Annotated in this window: 14 protein-coding genes; 7 read left to right on the top strand and 7 right to left on the bottom strand. The window is 66.0% G+C overall.

The features are described 5' to 3' along the window. The first annotated feature begins 21 nt into the window (after positions 1 to 21). The 3 genes from AC3WT6_RS07890 to AC3WT6_RS07900 are packed head-to-tail and all read left to right on the top strand — an operon-like array spanning position 22 to position 3641. Positions 22 to 2325: an NADP-dependent malic enzyme gene (locus AC3WT6_RS07890; protein WP_492653036.1), complete on the top strand. Its 2304-nt coding sequence runs from the start codon at positions 22 to 24 to the stop codon at positions 2323 to 2325. A gap of 23 nt (positions 2326 to 2348) precedes the next feature. Continuing rightward, positions 2349 to 3014 carry a PepSY-associated TM helix domain-containing protein gene (locus tag AC3WT6_RS07895; protein WP_492653037.1) on the top strand — a complete coding sequence of 222 codons (666 nt, stop codon included), beginning with the start codon at positions 2349 to 2351 and terminating at the stop codon, positions 3012 to 3014. Then, a complete protein-coding gene (locus AC3WT6_RS07900; protein WP_492653038.1) occupies positions 3015 to 3641 on the top strand; it encodes a ribonuclease T2 family protein in 627 nt (208 codons plus the stop codon). A gap of 21 nt (positions 3642 to 3662) precedes the next feature. Here the strand turns inward: AC3WT6_RS07900 and AC3WT6_RS07905 are convergent, their stop codons facing one another. The 3 genes from AC3WT6_RS07905 to AC3WT6_RS07915 are packed head-to-tail and all read right to left on the bottom strand — an operon-like array spanning position 3663 to position 7068. Beyond that, positions 3663 to 4931 (bottom strand): sensor histidine kinase, encoded by a 1269-nt coding sequence (locus AC3WT6_RS07905; RefSeq protein ID WP_492653039.1) that lies wholly within the window; start codon positions 4929 to 4931, stop codon positions 3663 to 3665. Then, positions 4904 to 6604 carry an EAL domain-containing protein gene (locus AC3WT6_RS07910; RefSeq protein ID WP_492653040.1) on the bottom strand — a complete coding sequence of 567 codons (1701 nt, stop codon included), beginning with the start codon at positions 6602 to 6604 and terminating at the stop codon, positions 4904 to 4906. The genes AC3WT6_RS07905 and AC3WT6_RS07910 overlap by 28 nt, the downstream gene beginning before the upstream one ends. After that, on the bottom strand, positions 6601 to 7068 hold the full coding sequence (locus tag AC3WT6_RS07915; RefSeq protein WP_492653041.1) for a response regulator: 468 nt from the start codon (positions 7066 to 7068) through the stop codon (positions 6601 to 6603). The genes AC3WT6_RS07910 and AC3WT6_RS07915 overlap by 4 nt, the downstream gene beginning before the upstream one ends. A 187-nt stretch (positions 7069 to 7255) precedes the next feature. Between AC3WT6_RS07915 and AC3WT6_RS07920 the strand changes: the two genes are divergently transcribed. Further along, positions 7256 to 8155 carry a DMT family transporter gene (locus tag AC3WT6_RS07920; RefSeq protein ID WP_492653042.1) on the top strand — a complete coding sequence of 300 codons (900 nt, stop codon included), beginning with the start codon at positions 7256 to 7258 and terminating at the stop codon, positions 8153 to 8155. A gap of 891 nt (positions 8156 to 9046) precedes the next feature. Here AC3WT6_RS07920 and AC3WT6_RS07925 read toward each other — a convergent pair. Next, positions 9047 to 9475: a hypothetical protein gene (locus AC3WT6_RS07925; protein ID WP_492653043.1), complete on the bottom strand. Its 429-nt coding sequence runs from the start codon at positions 9473 to 9475 to the stop codon at positions 9047 to 9049. Positions 9476 to 9607: 132 nt separating this feature from the next. On the opposite strand from AC3WT6_RS07925, the gene AC3WT6_RS07930 reads away from it, so the two are divergent. Both AC3WT6_RS07930 and AC3WT6_RS07935 read left to right on the top strand, forming a co-directional pair. Further along, positions 9608 to 10027: a hypothetical protein gene (locus tag AC3WT6_RS07930; RefSeq protein ID WP_492653044.1), complete on the top strand. Its 420-nt coding sequence runs from the start codon at positions 9608 to 9610 to the stop codon at positions 10025 to 10027. 53 nt (positions 10028 to 10080) lie between these two features. Continuing rightward, positions 10081 to 10389, top strand: coding sequence for a hypothetical protein (locus tag AC3WT6_RS07935; RefSeq protein ID WP_492653045.1), 309 nt, complete (start codon positions 10081 to 10083; stop codon positions 10387 to 10389). A gap of 106 nt (positions 10390 to 10495) precedes the next feature. On the opposite strand, the gene AC3WT6_RS07940 is transcribed toward AC3WT6_RS07935, so the two are convergent. Then, positions 10496 to 11251, bottom strand: a complete 756-nt coding sequence (locus tag AC3WT6_RS07940; RefSeq protein WP_492653046.1) for a competence/damage-inducible protein A — start codon at positions 11249 to 11251, stop codon at positions 10496 to 10498. 154 nt (positions 11252 to 11405) lie between these two features. Beyond that, positions 11406 to 13178 (bottom strand): isocitrate dehydrogenase (NADP(+)), encoded by a 1773-nt coding sequence (gene icd / locus AC3WT6_RS07945; RefSeq protein WP_492653047.1) that lies wholly within the window; start codon positions 13176 to 13178, stop codon positions 11406 to 11408. Positions 13179 to 13366: 188 nt separating this feature from the next. Here icd and AC3WT6_RS07950 point away from each other — a divergent pair, with 188 nt between their 5' ends. Continuing rightward, complete coding sequence (locus AC3WT6_RS07950) at positions 13367 to 13921, top strand: DJ-1 family glyoxalase III (protein WP_492653048.1); 555 nt, start codon at positions 13367 to 13369, stop codon at positions 13919 to 13921. 84 nt (positions 13922 to 14005) lie between these two features. Here AC3WT6_RS07950 and AC3WT6_RS07955 read toward each other — a convergent pair whose 3' ends face one another. Further along, the gene (locus AC3WT6_RS07955; protein WP_492653049.1) at positions 14006 to 17251 is read right to left on the bottom strand and encodes a hypothetical protein; all 3246 of its coding nucleotides are present in this window, start codon (positions 17249 to 17251) and stop codon (positions 14006 to 14008) included. Between the last annotated feature and the right edge of the window lie 151 nt (positions 17252 to 17402).

The following is a 17402-nucleotide window of genomic DNA, read 5'->3' on the forward strand; positions in this document are numbered from 1 at the left end:
ACCAGAGTCCCTACCGCAGTCATGTCCAGTACCAGCGAATCGCTACGCCACGCCGCCCTCGACTACCACGAGTTTCCGACTCCCGGAAAGCTCTCGGTGGCGCCCACCAAGCCGATGTCCAACCAGCGCGATCTCGCCCTGGCCTACTCGCCCGGCGTCGCCGCCGCCTGCGAGGAAATCGTCGCCGACCCGGTCAACGCCTACCGCTACACCGCACGCGGCAATCTGGTGGCGGTGATCACCAACGGCACCGCGGTGCTGGGGCTGGGCGCCATCGGGCCGCTGGCCGCCAAGCCGGTGATGGAAGGCAAGGCGGTGCTGTTCAAGAAGTTCGCCGGCATCGACGTCTTCGACATCGAGGTCAACGAGCGCGACCCCGACAAGCTGGTGGAGATCATCGCCGCGCTGGAGCCGACCTTCGGCGGCATTAATCTGGAAGACATCAAGGCGCCGGAGTGCTTCACCATCGAGCGCGCCTTGCGCGCGCGGATGAAGATTCCGGTGTTCCACGACGACCAGCACGGCACCGCGATCATCGTCAGCGCCGCCGTGCTCAACGGCCTGGCGGTTACCGGCAAGGCCATCGACGCGGTGAAGCTGGTGGTCAGCGGCGCCGGTGCCGCGGCGCTGGCCTGCGTCGAACTGCTGGTGGACTTGGGCCTGCCGATTGCCAACATCTGGCTCACCGACCTGGCCGGTGTGGTCTACCGGGGTCGCCAAGAGCTGATGGACCCGGACAAGGCGCGCTACGCCCAGCCCACCGAGGCACGCACGCTGAGCGAGGTGATCGAAGGCGCCGATATCTTCCTGGGCCTGTCCGCCGGCGGCGTGCTGAAGCCGGAGATGGTGACCAAGATGGCGCCGCGCCCCCTGGTTTTCGCGCTCGCCAATCCGACGCCGGAGATCCTGCCGGAACTGGCCAAGGCGGCCCGGCCGGACGCGATCGTCGCCACCGGCCGCACCGACTACCCCAACCAGGTCAACAACGTCCTCTGCTTTCCATTTTTGTTTCGTGGCGCGCTGGATGCCGGTGCCACCACCATCACCCGTGGCATGGAGATCGCCACCGTGCGCGCCATCGCCCAGCTGGCGCGCGAGGAAAGCGACGACATGGTGGCCAGCGCCTACGGCAGCAGCGAGCTGCGCTTTGGGCCTGAATACCTGATCCCCAAACCCTTCGACCCGCGCCTGATCGTGCGCATCGCGCCGGCGGTGGCGAAGGCCGCGGCCGAGGATGGCGTGGCGCTGCGGCCGATCGCCGACTACGAGGCCTACCGGCAGAAGCTGCAGCAGTTCGTCTACCACAGCGGCACGCTGATGAAGCCGGTGTTCGCTGCCGCGCGACGGGTCGAAGTGAGCCAGCGCAGCCGGCTGATCTTCGCCGAGGGCGAGGACGAGCGGGTGCTGCGCGCGGCGCAGATCCTGGTCGACGAGAAGATCGCGCAGCCGGTGCTGGTCGGCCGCCCCGAGGTGATCGCCAAACGCCTGGAGCGCTACGGCCTGCGCCTGAAGGAAGGCGAGCACTACTCGGTGGTCAATACCGAGAACGACCCGCGCTACCGCGAATACTGGGAGGACTACCGCCAGCTGCGTGCGCGCGACGGCGTCACCGCGCAGTTCGCCAAGCTGGAGATGCGCCGCCGCACCACCCTGATCGGCGCCATGCTGCTGCGCAAGGGTGAGGGCGACGGCCTGATCTGCGGCACCGGCAGCACCACCGCCCGCCATCTCAAGTTCATCGACCAGGTGATCGGCCGCCGCCCCGGCACTTGCGTCTACGCGGCGATGAACGCCCTGATCCTGCCCGACCGCCAGCTGTTTCTGGTCGATACCCACGTCAACCTCGACCCCAGCGCCGAGGAACTGGCGGAGATCACCCGCATGGCCGCGCAGAGCATCCGCCGCTTCGGCATCGAGCCGAAGGCGGCGCTGCTCTCGCATTCCAATTTCGGCACCCACGACGATGCCTCGGCGCGCAAGATGCGCGCGACGCTGGCCCTGCTGCGCGAGCAGGCGCCGGAGCTGGAAGTGGATGGCGAGATGCATGGCGACGCCGCGCTCGACGAGTCCCTGCGTCTGGCCGCCCTGCCGGAAACCACGCTGCGCGGCCCCGCCAACCTGCTGGTGCTGCCCAACCTCGACGCCGCCAACATCGCCTACAACCTGCTGAAGACCGCCGCCGGCAACAACATCGCCATCGGCCCGATCTTGTTGGGCTGCGCGGCGCCGGTGAACATCCTCACGCCGTCGACCACCGTGCGCCGCATCGTCAACGTCGCCACCGTCACCGCCCTGGAGGCGCAGGCCCTGCGTCGCCAGGCCTGATGCAGCCCCTACCGGAGCCCTTCATGTCCAGCCTCACCGCCAGCCCCGCCGCCAGTCCCAGCGGCAGCCTACGCATCCGCTTTCTGCGCAAGCTGCGCACGATCCACGGCTGGATCGGACTCTGGGGTGCCCTGATGGGGCTGTGCATCGGCTTCAGCGGCATTCTGCTCAATCACCGCAGCATCCTGCCGCTGCCGGTGACGCTGCTGGAGAAATCCAGCGTGCAGCTGCCGGTGCCGATGGAGGCGCGCGCCGACCCCAAGCAGCTCGCGGCCTGGTTGCAGCAGAACCATGGCGTGCCGGCGCGCAATCCGCCCGGCATCAAGGTGGAAAAGGCCAGCAAGGTGCTGTTCGACGGCCGCGAGCTGGAGATCCCCGAGCGCTGGCTGCTGAGCTTCGCCGAACCGCGCCGCAACTACAGCGCCGAGTACTACCCCGGGGCCGGTCTGGTAAAGCTCGACAAGCAGGACGCCGGCCTGCTCGGCACCCTCACCCGCCTGCACAAGGGCTCCGGCGCCAACGCCCTGTGGGTGCTGCTGATCGACACCATCGGTGGCGCGCTGATCCTGCTCTGCCTCTCCGGCCTGATGCTCTGGACCCGGCTGGAATGGCCGCGCACCAGCGGCCTGGTGGTGGGCCTGGGCGCCATCGGCCTGGCCACCAGCTGGTTTCTGTACTACGGCCTGTAGATGCGCAGGAGTCTGTGGCCGCTGTTGCTGCTGGCGCTGGGCCTGGTTGCCGGCGCGCGCGCCGACCCGCCGGGCCGCTTCGACTACTACCTGCTGGCGCTGAGCTGGTCGCCGCAGTATTGCGCCAGCGAGGCGCGCCCCAATGACAGCCAGTGCCGCCGCCCCTACGGCTTCGTGGTGCATGGCCTGTGGCCACAGCACGAGCGCGGCTGGCCCAAGGACTGCGGCAAGGGCGAGTGGCTGCCGGAGGCGCTGATCCAGCGCCTGCTGCCGATCATGCCCAGCCGGCCCTTGATCCTGCACGAGTGGAACAAGCACGGCGTGTGCAGCGGCCTGGGCGCCGAAGGCTATTTCGACGCCGTCGAGCGCGCCTACCGCAGCATCCGCATCCCGGCGCGCTACATCGCGCCGCGCGACTACCTGAGCCTGGCGCCAACAGCGCTGGAAGCGGATTTCCGCGCCGCGAACCCGGCGCTCAAGCCCGAGATGCTGGCGGTGCAATGCAGCGGCAACTACCTGCGCGAGCTGCGCATCTGCCTGGACCGCGGCCTACAGCCACGCGCCTGCGGCGCCGAGGTGCGGGACCACTGTGGCAAGCAGGCGGTGCTGCGTCCGAGCCGCCCGTAGCCGGCGGGTCTTGCGTCCGTACTAGCCAGCGCCGACGTTGGGGTCGGCTACGCCCAGGCTCACTTCCCGCAGGCTAGGCTGCTGCGGCAGCAGCAGGTGAAATTCGCTGCCCTTGCCCTCGCCTTCCGAGGTGGCATACAGCTCGCCGCCGTGATGGACGGCGATCTTGCGGCAGATGGCCAGACCAATACCGCTGCCCTCGTACTCGTCCTGCGGATGCAGGCGCCGGAAGATCGCGAACACCGCCTCCAGCTGCGCCGGCGGAATGCCGATGCCGTTGTCGGCGATGACCACATGCCAGCGCTCGCCCTCGGCGGTGCAACGCACTTCGATGCGCGGCCGGGTGCCTGCCTTCTGAAACTTGAGCGCGTTGCCGATCAGATTCTGGAACAGCTGCGCCAGCAGCCGGTGCTCGGCCAGCAGCGTCGGCAACTCGCCATGGACGATCTCGGCACCGCTGCTGGCGATCTGTGCTGCCAGCGGCTTCAGGGCTTCGCTGAGGGTCTCGGCCAGGGGCTTGGCCTCCAGCCGTGTCTCGGAGCCACGACCCACGCGCGAGAGCGCCAGCAGGTCTTCGATCAAGGCCTTCATCTGCCGCACGCCCTGGCCGATGAAGTCGAGGAATTCCAGGCCGTCGCCTTCCAGCCGCTCGCGATAGCGGCGCTCCAAGAGCTGCACGAAGCCGGCGATGTTGCGCAACGGTGCCTGCAGATCGTGGCTGGCGATGTAGGCAAACTGCTCCAGCTCGGCAACCGCCCGGTTGAGATCGGTCAGCGAGCGCCGCAGCTCACGCTCAGCGACCTCGCGCGCGGCCATCTCGACCTTCAGCTGGTGATTGGTCTCCTCCAGCCGGGCGTTGGCCTGCGCCAGCTGCCGGTTGGAGGCTTCCAGCTCTGCCGGACTGCGCATCGCCAGCAAGCGCGGCACCAGCGGCAGGATCGCGGCGGCGGTGGCGATCGACACCAGCGCGGTCAGCACCTTGACCAGGCCCTGCGCGTAGTAGATCGGCGACCAGAGAGTGATCAGCCCCAGCACATAGCTGGTGCCGCAGAGCAGGATGAATGCGGCAAACAGCGAGACCGCCCAGCCAAACGACAGTGCCTCTTGGCGACGCCGCAGGAAGTACACCAGCGTCATCGGAATCATGAAGTAGGCCAGCGCGGTGAGCGCATCGGCCGCCACATGCAGCCAGAGCAACTCGTCGTGGCCGGCGAAGCTGAGGCCGTGGGGAAGCAGGCCGTCCACCGACAACAGCTCTGGCGTCACGCCAGGCGCACCGGACGCGGCCATTGCACCGGCACCAGATGCGCCTCCAGCGGCGCCACCAGGCGGTCGCCCTGCATCCAGCGCAGGCCGATCACCCGCAGCGCCGCCAGGGCCTCGGCGGAATCCACCCCGGTGGCGATGGCCGGTATCCCCAGGCCGCGGGCAGCCCCCAGCACCACGTTGAAGTAGCGCCGGCTGGCACCTTGCAGGTTGTCGTCCAAGAGGCCGCGCAACAGGCCGCGGCTGAGTTTGAGGGCGGCGAGCGGCAGCTGGCTGAGCTGGCCTATGCTGGTATCGCCGCCGTCGCCGTCCAGCACCAGGCGGTAGCCCAGGGCATGCAGCGCCAGCAAGGCCTCCTGGTGCGGCGACGGATTGCGAAAGGCCAGCTCCTCCACCTCCAGGTTCAGGCAGCGGGCCGGCAGGTCATAGGGTGCCAGCACCGCTTGCAGGCGCGCCGGGAATTCGCGCAGGCGCAAGCAGGCGGCGGGCAGGTTCAGCGCCAGGCGCTCGGCCTGAAAGCCGCCGGCGACCCAGTCGCTCCAGGCGCGACCCAGATACTCCGCGCAGGCCAGCGCCCACTCGGCGCTCTGCTGGCTGTCGGTGGCCACGAGGCTGGCGGCGCTGTCGAGCGGCAACAGCTCCAGCCCGATGCAGAGACCGGTCTCGGTATCGACCCAGGGCTGCCAGCGGCCATCGAGGTCGATAGGCGTGAACGCGGTGGTCGGGGCCGGCCCCGGCGCCGGCGCCGCCAGTGTTTCGCCGGCATCCAGACCGGCCATGCCGCTGCGACCGAGCGGCAGCGACGCCGCCACGCCCTGGGCGCGCGCGAGCAACTCCTCGGCGCTCTCGCTGCCGCCGGCAAACACCGCGAGGCCGATGCGCAGCTGCGGTTGCACCGCGCAATGGCCGATCTGGCGCAGGCCTTCCACCCGCTGGATCAGGCGCCGCGCGGCCTCGATCAGCAGGCTGGGCTCGGGCAGCGGGTAGATCAGCAGCGCGAACTGCTCGTCGTCCAGCCGCGCCAGGGTGTCGGAGCCGCGCAGGCTCTCGGCCATCAGCTCCGCCAGCCGCCGCGCCAGTTCATCGGCGACCACCGCGCCGTACTGGTTGCGGGCAGCGCCCAAGCCATCCAGCAGCAGGCAGGCGACGCCGAATTCGCCGTCCCGCTGCCGCGCCTCGGCCAGTTGCAGGCGGGCGCGGTCGAGCAGCAGCGGGCGGTTGGGCAGCAGGGTCAGGGGATCGCGGCTGGCCTGGAAGAAACTGCCATCCAGCTGCTGCTCCAGCTCCACGGTCTGGCGGTTGCGCTGCACCGCGCGGCGGATCTGCTTCATCAGCCGCTCGCCGTCGATCTCGCCCTTGAGCAGATAGTCCTGCGCTCCCAGTTGCAGCGCCTGGGTGGCGGAACGCTCGTCGTCCAGGCCGGTGAGCACGATGATCGCCGCGCTGCTGTCGATCTCGCGCAGGGCGCGGACGTTGTCCACGCCCTGGCCGTCCGGCAGGCCGAGATCGAGCAGCACGCAGCTGAAGCTGAAACGTTGCAACTCCGCCACCGCCAGCGACAGCCGCTTGACCGTCTGCACCACCACCTCGCCGGACTGCGTGGCCGGGCGCAGGGCCTCGATCAGCAGGCGACTGTCGAAGGGAGAGTCTTCGACCAGCAGTACCGACAGCGCGCTGGGAGTCTGCGAACGGTTCATGTCTGCACTTGCGGCGGCGGTGGCAGCTGCACCCAGTGCAGCCAGAAGTCGCGGATCAAACCGGCCAGCACCGCGAAGTCGTCGAGCGCGACCGGCTTGGTGAGAAAGCAGTTGGCGTGGGCGTCGTAGCAGCCGGCAACATCGCTTTCCGCCTTGGAGGTAGAAAGGATCAGCACCGGGATGCGCTTGAGATAGGGGTCGGACTTGATCTCCGCCAGCACCTCGCGACCGTGCTTACGAGGCAGGTTGAGATCGAGCAGGATGAGGTCCGGCCGCTTGATGCCGGCGTACTCGCCCTCCTTGCGCACCATCCTCATCGCCTGCTCCCCGTCGCGCGCCACGAGCAGCTCGTGGGGCATGTTGGCTTCTTTGAGCACCTCCTGGGCCAGACGGAGGTCGGCGAGGTTGTCCTCAACCAGGAGAATGACTGGACGGTGGCCTGAAGCGGATTGAGCGGTCGGCATACTGGTTCTCTTGGAGAAACTCCTCACCGCGACGGCCGGGCGATGGCTGCCAGCTTGTGTCGCGAGGATCATAGGTTCTGTCAGTTTCTGCCGCCATCGGTCAGCCCACCGCAGACGCCGCTAGACTAGCGCTCCTGTCGCGCCGCCCTGTCTTGCCCCTCTTCCGCGGCGCCCGTCTGCCTTGCCGATGTCCACCAATCTGCGCCGCGCGGCGCTCCATGTCACCAGCGCCGGCGCCGCCTTCGCCCTGATGGGCGCCTTTGCCAAGGCTGCCGCCCAGGTGGGGGTGTCCAACTACTTGCTGGTCTTCGCCCGCAACCTGATCTCGGTGCTGGTGCTGATGCCCCTGCTGCTGCGCGCGGGCTCTGGCGCCTTTCGCACCCAGCGCTTCGGCGGCCATCTCTGGCGCTCCGGCTTCGGTCTGCTGGGCATGTACACGCTCTATTACGCGATCAGCCACCTGACCCTGGCCGAGGCGCTGCTGCTCAACTACAGCTCGCCATTGTTCATCCCCTTCATCGCCTGGCTGGTGCTGCGCGAGCGGCCACCGGCCCTCTTGATCCCGGCCTCACTGCTGGGCTTGGCCGGCGTCGCCCTGATCGTCAAACCCGCCGCGCTGGGGCTCTCGTTCGCCTCGCTGGTGGGTGCCGCCAGCGGCGTGTTCGCCGCCTGCGCGATGGTGAGCCTGCGCCGCATCAGCGACACCGAGCCACCGATGCGCGTGGTGTTCTACTTCGGCGCCGTCGGCCTGGTGATCTCGGCCATCCCCCTGTATTGGCACTGGCAACCACTGGGCTGGAAGGAACTGGGCGTGCTGCTGGGCACCGGGCTGTTCGCCACCCTGGGCCAGCTGCAACTCACCCGCGCCTATGCCTGTGCCCCCGCCGCCAGGGTGGGCGCGATGGGCTACAGCGCCGTGGTCTTCGCCGGCTTGCTCGGCTGGCTGATCTGGGGCGAGACGCCCGACGGCTGGAGTCTGCTGGGTGCGGTGCTGGTAATCGGCACCTGCGTGCTTGCCGGCTGGCAGCCAACCCCACGAGCGACGGCCAATCGTGCGCCGATCTCGCCAGAGGATGCGGGCAGCTGATCGCGCCAAGGCGACCATTGCACCGGGTCGCGCTTGCGGCTACAACCATCAGCAGGCGATGCGGCTTAGGGAAGCCGCAGGCAACAATCAGAAGAATTTTCAGGGAGTCCCAACATGTCCATGTTGTGTTCCGTGTTTTGCGTGAACGCAGCGAGAAATCGCCTTGCAATTCAGCATGTTGAAATTTCCCTTCCCAGATTATACGGACGCGCCGCCAGATTAGGCGGCGATCCGTGTTCCATCTAATTCGCGTTGGGGCTCAAGGCCATGAAGGCGCTGGGCGGTCGCCTCGTCGAAGCAGTAGCACCGTTGGTGCGCCCGTTGGGGTTTCGCTATGTTGCAAAGCGTAGTTCCTTCTTTCGGAAGACCCAATACGGCTTTGACCACTTCCTCTGGACATCGCACCCCGGGGTAGTCAACGGCACAATTTGTGAAGTCTATTCGTTGGTGGTCAGCGTGCGTCACGATCCCGTCGAGGACATAGTGAACCAGCTTGGTCTGGTACACGGTGCTGAGAATCGACAAAACACCTCCACGGTCTCGTGCGCATTTGAGCTGTTTCCGCCGTCTGTCGCGCGGCGCTACACGTTTGCATTACCCCATGCGGCCCCGGATCAAGCCGTAGGGAAAACAGCGGCCTCTATGGCGTTAGCATTCGAAAAGGATGGTCTTCCGTTCTATGCGCGCTACGCGTCTCTAGCAGAGTGTGCTGCCGGCTTAAATTCCGAGCCCCAAAGGCGGGCGCACCACCTCTGCAACAACATAGAACGTCGTATGTATACAGCAATAACGGCGGGCTGTTTGGCTCACTTCCGTGATCGTCAGGAGCTCTTTGAGATGTGGAGAGCCGTCTGCCCAGAGGTTCTTCCAGAGAGTCAAAAAACTCGTGTCTCAGCCAAACTCAAAGCTCTTGAAGAGATTCTTGTGGCGATGGAGATTGAGCCCCAACCAGTGGTTCCACCCGACGTCCCTGCCGCCGCTTCGCGTCGTCAGGGCCGCGGGTGAACCTGGGCGTTGGACCTCAAGATGAAATTCTCTGTCGGTGACGTCATCGTCGATGGCTATGGCCATGAAGGGATCTGCCTTCGTTCTGAGCGATGCCCGGCTCGCGATTGGATCGCACAGCAGGAAGACCATCGCATGTCTCGCGCAGTTGGTCCTTGGTGGAATGTGCTTCCATTTACCGGTGGCGCTGTCATTGTTCCAGAGGACCTCGGAACGCTTGCTCGCCGCGCCACCGTTGACGACATCGCTCGGGTCATGAACGTCCAACAAACCAAGCATGCGGGCGAGCACACTCTTATTGAGCTTTTTCAGCACCTGCAGAAGGAGCAGAACAAGCGTAGGTCCCGAAGGAGAGAATGTTGAGGCCCAACATGGCGCTACAGCCGACCGTTTTGCCTTCGCTTCGCTACGGCAATACGTCGGCTGAGCTGGGGCGTTAGAAGTCACATGACTCCGTTCCGTGGCGAAGAGCTTATTCGTATCGTGGCAATTGCAGCGTCGTCTGCACTTGTCGGCTCTATCTCAATCGTCATCGCGGACGCATTAAATCCGGAGGTATCTGGAGGCTTGGGCGGGAGCATGCTTTTTGGCTTCTTCGCTTTCTTCTTCATGCTGGTTGCATGTGCTGTCTTGGGATTGTTCGTGCACTTGGCCATGCGCATCTTTTATTTTTTGCCTCGGCTGCTGTTGCTTCCAATATTTGTGCTACTTGGCTGCGTTTCCGGCGCGCTTCTCATTAGCCCCAGCTGGGCGTACTTCTTCGTTGTTAGTTGCTCTGTCTCAGTTACCGCGTGGTTTCTTTACTCGTTCGGGCCATTCCGCCTGTGGCATTTCGAGTATTTGGAGGGGCAGCACTGTGACTTCTAACTATTCATTCAAGCGGACGGGCTGCGCCCGCCGCTTAATTTAGGCGTTAGGCCATGAAAGAAACGTCTTCCAGTGGCGGCTCCCTTGTCACGCTGCGCCTGCTTTGCGGCTTGCCGCTACTTGCTTCGCCAGTTCTCTTTATAGGAGGCATCTTTGCGCTAACCGCATATGGCGCATCGTTGCTTCAGCAGGTCTACACGGTTGCAGTCATGGCTTACCCAGTCGTTTACGTCGCTGGGTTCAGCACTTCATCTCAGAGAGTAAAAGCCGGAGATCGTCAGGGCACGATTCGCGCCATGATTTTCGTTCTCTATTATCTCTTAGGCATCCTCGCACTCTGGCCCATCTGGGGGCCAAAGTGAGTCCTCGTGCAAAGCAGCCTAACTATGCGCTCCAGTGCGACGTCTCCGCCTTCGGCGGAGCCGCGCCTGAGCACAGGCGTTGAGGCTCTAGAAAAAGCCAGACTCGCTAAGGGCTTTTGAGCGACTCAGTCCGCAAGCTACGGGCTTTCAAACCGGCCTCAAACAGCGCGTAAGCACTGGCCGCCTGCGCCTGCGCTCCCTTGAACCCGAATTCGATATGCGCCGGTTCGTCCGGCCGGGCGCGGAATGGCAGGCTGGAGAGCTTCAGGCCCGGATGCGCAGCCAGGGTTTCTTCCATCAGCGTCAGCAGGTCGCCCTCGGCGGCGTCGTAGGCGCGTAGGCGGTATTCCACTGGCGGCTCGGCATTGCGTAGCTGCGGATAGCGCTCGTCCAGCACCCATTCCAGCATCGGCCAGGCCATCTCGGGAAACCCAGGGACGAAGTGGGCGTCGCCCACATGGAAGCCGGCGACGCGGTTGATCGGGTTGGGGATGAGCCCGGCGCCCTGCGGGAACTCGGCCATGATCACGCGGTGCGGATAGGCGCGCTCGCCGTACTGCGCTTCGATCAGCGCCACGCCTTCGGGGTGGCGCTCCAGCGGGCGCTTAAAGGCGAATGCTGCTGCCTGGCGGGTGCAGTCGTCCGGGGTGGCGCCGATGCCGCCGCAGGAGAGCAGCAGATCGCCGCGCGCCACCACGCGCGCGATGGCGGTAGCGATCTGGGTCTGGTCGTCGCCGAGGAATTCCGCCGCCGACAGCGCCATGCCACGGGCGGCGAGCAGCTCGATGACCTTGGCGAGATGCTTGTCCTGGCGCTTGCCGGAGAGGATTTCGTCGCCGATGACGAAGAGGGTGATGTTCATTGGTTTTGCTTCCTCCGAAATGGAAAAGGCGACCTTGCGGTCGCCCTCCCCCTCTCCCGGGGTTGGCTTAACTCGAACTGACATTGAGTCAGTTCTCGCCTGGGCCAACCCCTCCCCCACCAGGGGGGAGGGGACACAATCAAAAACCGCGCAATCAGATCGTCTGGTCGAGGCCCCAGCCGAACTTCTCTACGGCCTTGACGATGTCGGTCTCGGTGACGATGCCGATGATCTTGCCGCCCTGCTCGACCGTGAGGCGCGAGAAGTTGTGGTCGGCGAGCATCGCGGCGGCTTCCTGGATCAGGGTTTCCGCCGGCACCGACTTGAGCGGCCGGGTGGCGACGTCCTTGACCTTGGTGGCGCTGGGCGACTTACTGGCGCGGACGATCTTGGCGATGATGTCGCGGCGGGTGAGGATGCCCCACTCGCCGGCGGCATTGGGCTCCACCACCACCGAGGAAACATCGCTCTCGGTCATCACATGCATGGCCTCTTCCACCGTCTCGTTGTCGGTGACGGTGATGAGGGTGCGGGTCATGAGGTCGGCGACGGTGTGCGGCACGCGACCGGTGTCGAGCATCTCTTCCATCGGCTGCAGCAGGCGGCGGATCTCGCGCTGCTTGCGCTCCTTCACCAGCTGCTCGGCCTGGGCCTTGCGCTTGGCTTCGAGGTCGACGCCGCCCTGGATGCGCTCGATCAGCGCGTCGGCGAACTGGCTGGTGCCGACTTCGGTGGCGCCTTCGATCTGGCGGGCAAAGTCGTAGGTCACGATGCCGTCGCCGATCACTTCCGGGTAGACCAGGGTGATGAGGTCGGCGGCTTCCTGCCAGCCCATGTACTCCAGCATCATCACGCCCGAGAACAGCAGCGAGCCGGGGTTGACCTTGTTGAGGTTGGCGTACTTGGGCGCGGTGCCGTGGGTGGCCTCGAACACGGCGCAGTTGTCGGAGATGTTGGCGCCGGGGGCGATGCCCATGCCGCCGACTTCCGCCGCCACCGAGTCGCTCAGGTAGTCGCCATTGAGGTTGGGCGTGGCCAGCACGTCAAACTCGTCGGGGCGCAGCAACATCATCTGGAACATGATGTCGGCAATGCGATCCTTGATGACGATCTTGCCTTCCGGCTGTTTGCCCTTGTACTCGCCGTAGAGCTGCTCTTCGGTGATGGTGACGTTGCCGAATTCCTCGCGGGCAACTTCGTAACCCCAGTTACGGAAGGCGCCTTCCGTGAACTTCATGATGTTGCCCTTGTGCACCAGGGTCACCGACTCGCGGCCGTTGTCGATGGCGTACTGGATGGCCATGCGCACCAGGCGCTTGGAGCCATAGGCGCTGATCGGCTTGATGCCGATGCCGGCGCCGTCGAAGAACTTCGCCTTCATTTCCTCCTTGAGGAACTTGGCGACCTTCTCATTCTCCGGCGTGCCGGACTTGTATTCGATGCCCGCGTACACGTCTTCGGTGTTCTCGCGGAAGATCACCACGTCGACCTTGCCCGGCTGCTTCAGGGGGCTGGGGACGCCGGCGTAGTGCTTGACCGGACGCACGCAGGCGTAGAGGTCGAGATCCTGGCGCAGCGCGACGTTGAGGCTGCGGAAGCCACCGCCGACCGGCGTGGTGAGCGGCCCCTTGATCGAGACCACCAGGTCTTGCAGCACCTTCAGGGTTTCGTCGGGGCAGTAGTTGCCGTCGTAGAGACCAGCGGCCTTCTCGCCCAGATAGGTCTCGCACCAGTGGATCTTGCGTTTGCCGTCGTAGGCCTTGGCAACCGCCGCATCCCAGATGCGCAAGCAGGCCTTGGTGATGTCGGGGCCGATGCCATCGCCCTCGACGTAGCCGACGATGGGCTGATCCGGAACCTGCAGCTTGCCGTTCTGGATGGTGATTTTTTTGCCCGTGGTCGGGATTTTGATGTGGCGGTATTCCATGCGCTCCTCTGGCGTATTCGCGTCCTTGGGGTATCGTGCGAACTCAAGGGCGGCATTGTAACAACCTTGAGTTCCGCGCTCGCCCTGCGTACGACCAAATGTTGAGCCCACACGCGGCGGCGCTGACCTGGGTCAAGATGCCGTGGTGGTAAAACGATAAAAAGCCATATTCAGACGAGGAGAACCCGATGGAAAAAGCGTCCAAGACGGCCCTGGTTGTCGTTGCCGATGGTTCCGAGTCATTGGAAACCGTCACCATCGTCAACGTCCTGCGTCGAGCCGGCGTCAAGGTCACGCTGGCGGCCCTGGGCAACAGCCCGGTCACCGGCACCCGCGGCATCGCGCTGATGCCGGATACCCACTACGACATCGTTGCCAGCCAGAACTTCGATCTGATCGTGCTGCCCGGCGGCGAGAACGGCGCCCGCGCCCTGGGCGCTCACGCACCGCTCATCGAAAAGCTGCGCCAGCAACGCCTGGCGCACCGCTGGATCGGCGCCATCTGCGCCGCACCTGCCTTTGCCCTGGCGCCGCACGGCCTGCTCGATGGCAAGCAGGCCACCTGCTACCCGGCTTTCCGCGACAGCCTCTTGCACTACGTGGATCTGCCGGTGGTCAGCGACGGCCATACGGTCACCGGCCAGGGTCCGGCCAGCGCGCTGGCCTTCTCCCTGCAACTGGTCGAGAAGCTCTGCGGCGACGGCCCACGCCGCGAAGTGGCGCAGGCGATGCTGGCTGCGTAGGGCGCTCTTCCGCGCAGTACCAGAGAGCCTGCAAACAGAAACGCCCGCAGTCGCGGGCGTTTCTGTTTCTGCGGGGCCGCGCGGCTACTGCTGTTTGCGCAGACCGCAGGCGTAGCGCCGACGCAGCAACAGCAAGCCACTCAGCGTCAGCAGCAGCGGCAGGCCCAGGGCACCGCCAAAGCGGCCTTCCTGCGTGCCGCCGGAGGAACCACCGCTGGATGAGCCGCCCGAAGAAGCGCCGGAAGACGAACCACCCTCATCACTGAAGGTGTAACGCTGCACGCCACGGCCGAAGGTGCCGGCGAACAGCTGCTTGTCGTCGTCGGGCTTCAGCACCAGCTGGTTGACCGGCACGCTGGGCAGATCGCCCAGCGGCGCCCAGTCCTTGCCGCTCAGGTCGCTGGAGATGAACACGCCCAGATCGGTGCCGACGATCAGTTGCTGGCCGCGACGGATCACCGCACTGGCGACCGTATCCGGCAGGTTGCCGCTGATGTTGACGAAGGTCTCGCCGGCATCGGTGGACTTGTACAGGTTGCCGGTACCGATGTCCGGGTTGGTATCGAGGTACTGGCCCGGCGGCGCCCAGCGCGCCGAGGAATAGCCACCCAGCGCCACGTAGATGGTCTTGCTGTCCTGCGGGTCGATGTGGATGTTGTAGATGTAGCGGTTGGGCAGGCCTTCCGCCTTCGCGAAGTGCCAGCCGTCGGCGCTGCCCTTGGCCGGCGGCTTGTCGCCGCCGACATTGGTGGCGATGCCGCGCTGGAACTGGGCATCGGCACCAGCGAGGTTGCAGGGGCCGCAGAAGCCGACGTAGATCGCCTCGCCGCGCACGTCCAGCGAGCGGTTGCGGGCCTGGTGCGCGGCACCGCTGGCTTCGTCCACGCCGAGATCGAACACCGTGGTCCAGGTGGCGTCGGTGGCGGCGTTGAGCGTCACCGCCACCTTGGTCCCGGCGCCGACCAGCTGATTGGCGTCGAGCGGGTCCATCATCCAGGGCGAGAGGAAGTGCCCGGTGCCGAAGTCGGCCGAGGTGTAGATGCTGGTCGCGGTCTTGCCGCCGTCGGTGCTGCGCACGATCGACAAGGCCGGCGTGGCAACGTAGGCGGTCTGCGAGTTGTCGGGGTCCACCGCCGCCCACATGCCGTCGCCGACCCAGATGCCAACCTGGCGGCGGGTGTCGGGCTCGATCTTGCCGGAGGCGTTGTCCTGGTTGCCGTAGTAGACGGTGCCGTCCTTGGCGACCGCGATGCCGTAGTGCATCAGGGTGTAGAAGCCCTGGTTGGCGCCATCGCCCCACTGGTTGTTGACGAAGTCGTCGAGCAAGCCGCTGGAATGCTGCTTGTAGACGCCGCCGTCGTTGCCGACGAACAGCCAGACGCCGCCCTCGCCGTCCGGCACGTAGATGCCGTCCTGCTGGTCGGGATGGGTGGTAGTGCCGTTGATGACGCCGTCGTAGGTCGGGCAGACCGGCATCGGGATGCGCACCGGCAAGGTCGGCGAGCCGATCAGAAACAGGCAGGTGTCGCCGGCGAAGTAGGTGCCGAACACGTCCAGACCCACCGGCAGGCTTTCGACCAGGCCCAGCGGCGGCAGCGGCAGCCGGTTCTTCCACAGCTCTTCCAGGCCGAAGGTCAGGCGCGTCGGCATGCCGGCGAGCTGCTGGGTCGGGTCGGGCTTGACCCACATGTTGTACCAGGCCTGGATGCCGGGACCGACGCCGAGCGGGATCGGCACCACCAGCGAGGAGCCGGACAGCGGCGCGTTGAGCAGCAAGCTCAGGTCGTCGGTGATGCGGGTCCAGGTATCGCCGAAGTCGGAAGACGCGTAGAGACCGTTGAAATTGGTGGAGCTGATGCTGACCAGGCCCAGCAGCTCGCAGACGGTGGAGACCAGGGGGCTCAGGCCGGTGCCACCGTCGGGGATACCGCCCAGCAGCAGCGCGCAGAGCGAACCCAGATCGGCCGGCAGATCGCCTACATCGATGTCGATCAGCGGAAAGCCGCCATTGAGCAGCACCGCGTCCTGGACGATGGCGTAGACGTAATCGTGGTTCTGGGCGTCGCCCAGGGCATTGCCCAGCTCGACACGGCCGATGCGCTCGTTCGGCGCGAAGCCGAAGGGCGAGAGGCCGGTCGGGGTCGGCGTGCCGACGCGCGTGAAGCTGTCGGCCTTGCCGGAGTCGGAGCGGTACAGACCATTGCCCGGCGACTGTGGCTTGCCATCGGGATACGGCGCGGCACCACTGCGAAAGCCCACCGCCGCCAGCACCGGGCAGCCCTCGGCGCCGCATTCGATGCCGGTGCTGCCACCTGGCTTCTTCACCACCACGTCGGTGACGAAATTGGCGAACTGGCAGGGGCCCAGCGTCTCCACACCCGCGCATTCTTCCGACACCGGCAGCTTAACGTTGACGAAGCTATTGCCGGCATCCTCCGAGCGGAACAAGCCCTTGCTGGTGGCAGCGTAGACGATGCTGGGATTGGAGTCGTCGACTGCCAGCTTGAAGGCGAAGGCGGCGTCCGGGACGCCACTGGCGTGGTGCCAGCTCTGGCCGAGGTTGTCGCTCCAGTAGGCACCGAGGCCGACGTAGGAATTGCCGCCCATGGTGTGCTCGCCGGTAAGCGAGAGGACCCGCCCGCCCGCCGCCGGCGTCCAGGCCACGGCGCTGTTGACCAGGGTCGGCAGCTTGTCGCCGATTGGACGCCACTGGTTGCCGAGGGTGGAAAGATCTCCGTCCACCGCCTCGCTCATCCAGATGCCGCCGTTGGCGACCGCCGCGAACAGGCGCTTGTGCTCGGGGTCGTAGGCGAAGTTGTCGGTGCGGCCCATCACCTGGGTGTGGCCCATCACCGCGTTGGCGCTGTTGTAGGCCGGATCACCCACCTGCGGCCCCTGGCCGTACTGCTCCCAGCTACCGGCGGCATTGGCGACCTTGGCCTGGTTTGCCTGCAGGGCCGCCTTCTGTTCCACCGCCCGCCGGGCGGTGCCGGCCGGGGCGCTGTGCATCTCGGCGAGGTCGCGACGGGTCAGCGCCACTTCCAGCGTCGATTCCGGCAGATGCGCAGACACGCAGAGGCTATCGCCGAACTCGGCACGGATGCGCTCGCCGTGCTGACGCGCGTAGGCCGGGTTGAGCTGCTGCGATACCGCCACCGGATCGCGGGCGACATAGCCCGCGGGGCAGGCGCCCTGCCCGGCCTGACGCGGCGCGCCGGACTGCCAGAGCACGGCGGAAACCGCCATCACCGAAGCCAGGGCCGCGATCCCGGCGGTCGGCAGGCGGAACGGCGCACGCAGCCGCAGGTTTTCCTTGCGGACGGACAACATGAACATACCTTCAGCCTCCTGGCCTAAGTGGACTTCCTTGTACTGCGGATGGGGAATGCGGCCCGAGCCGCGATGGCCCTAACTATATGCAAAATTGACACCAGTCAGGAACACATCACTCCCGGCTGTGTCCCAAAAAAAATGGGCGGGA

The organism is Stagnimonas sp. FW305-C-60, from assembly GCF_058782965.1.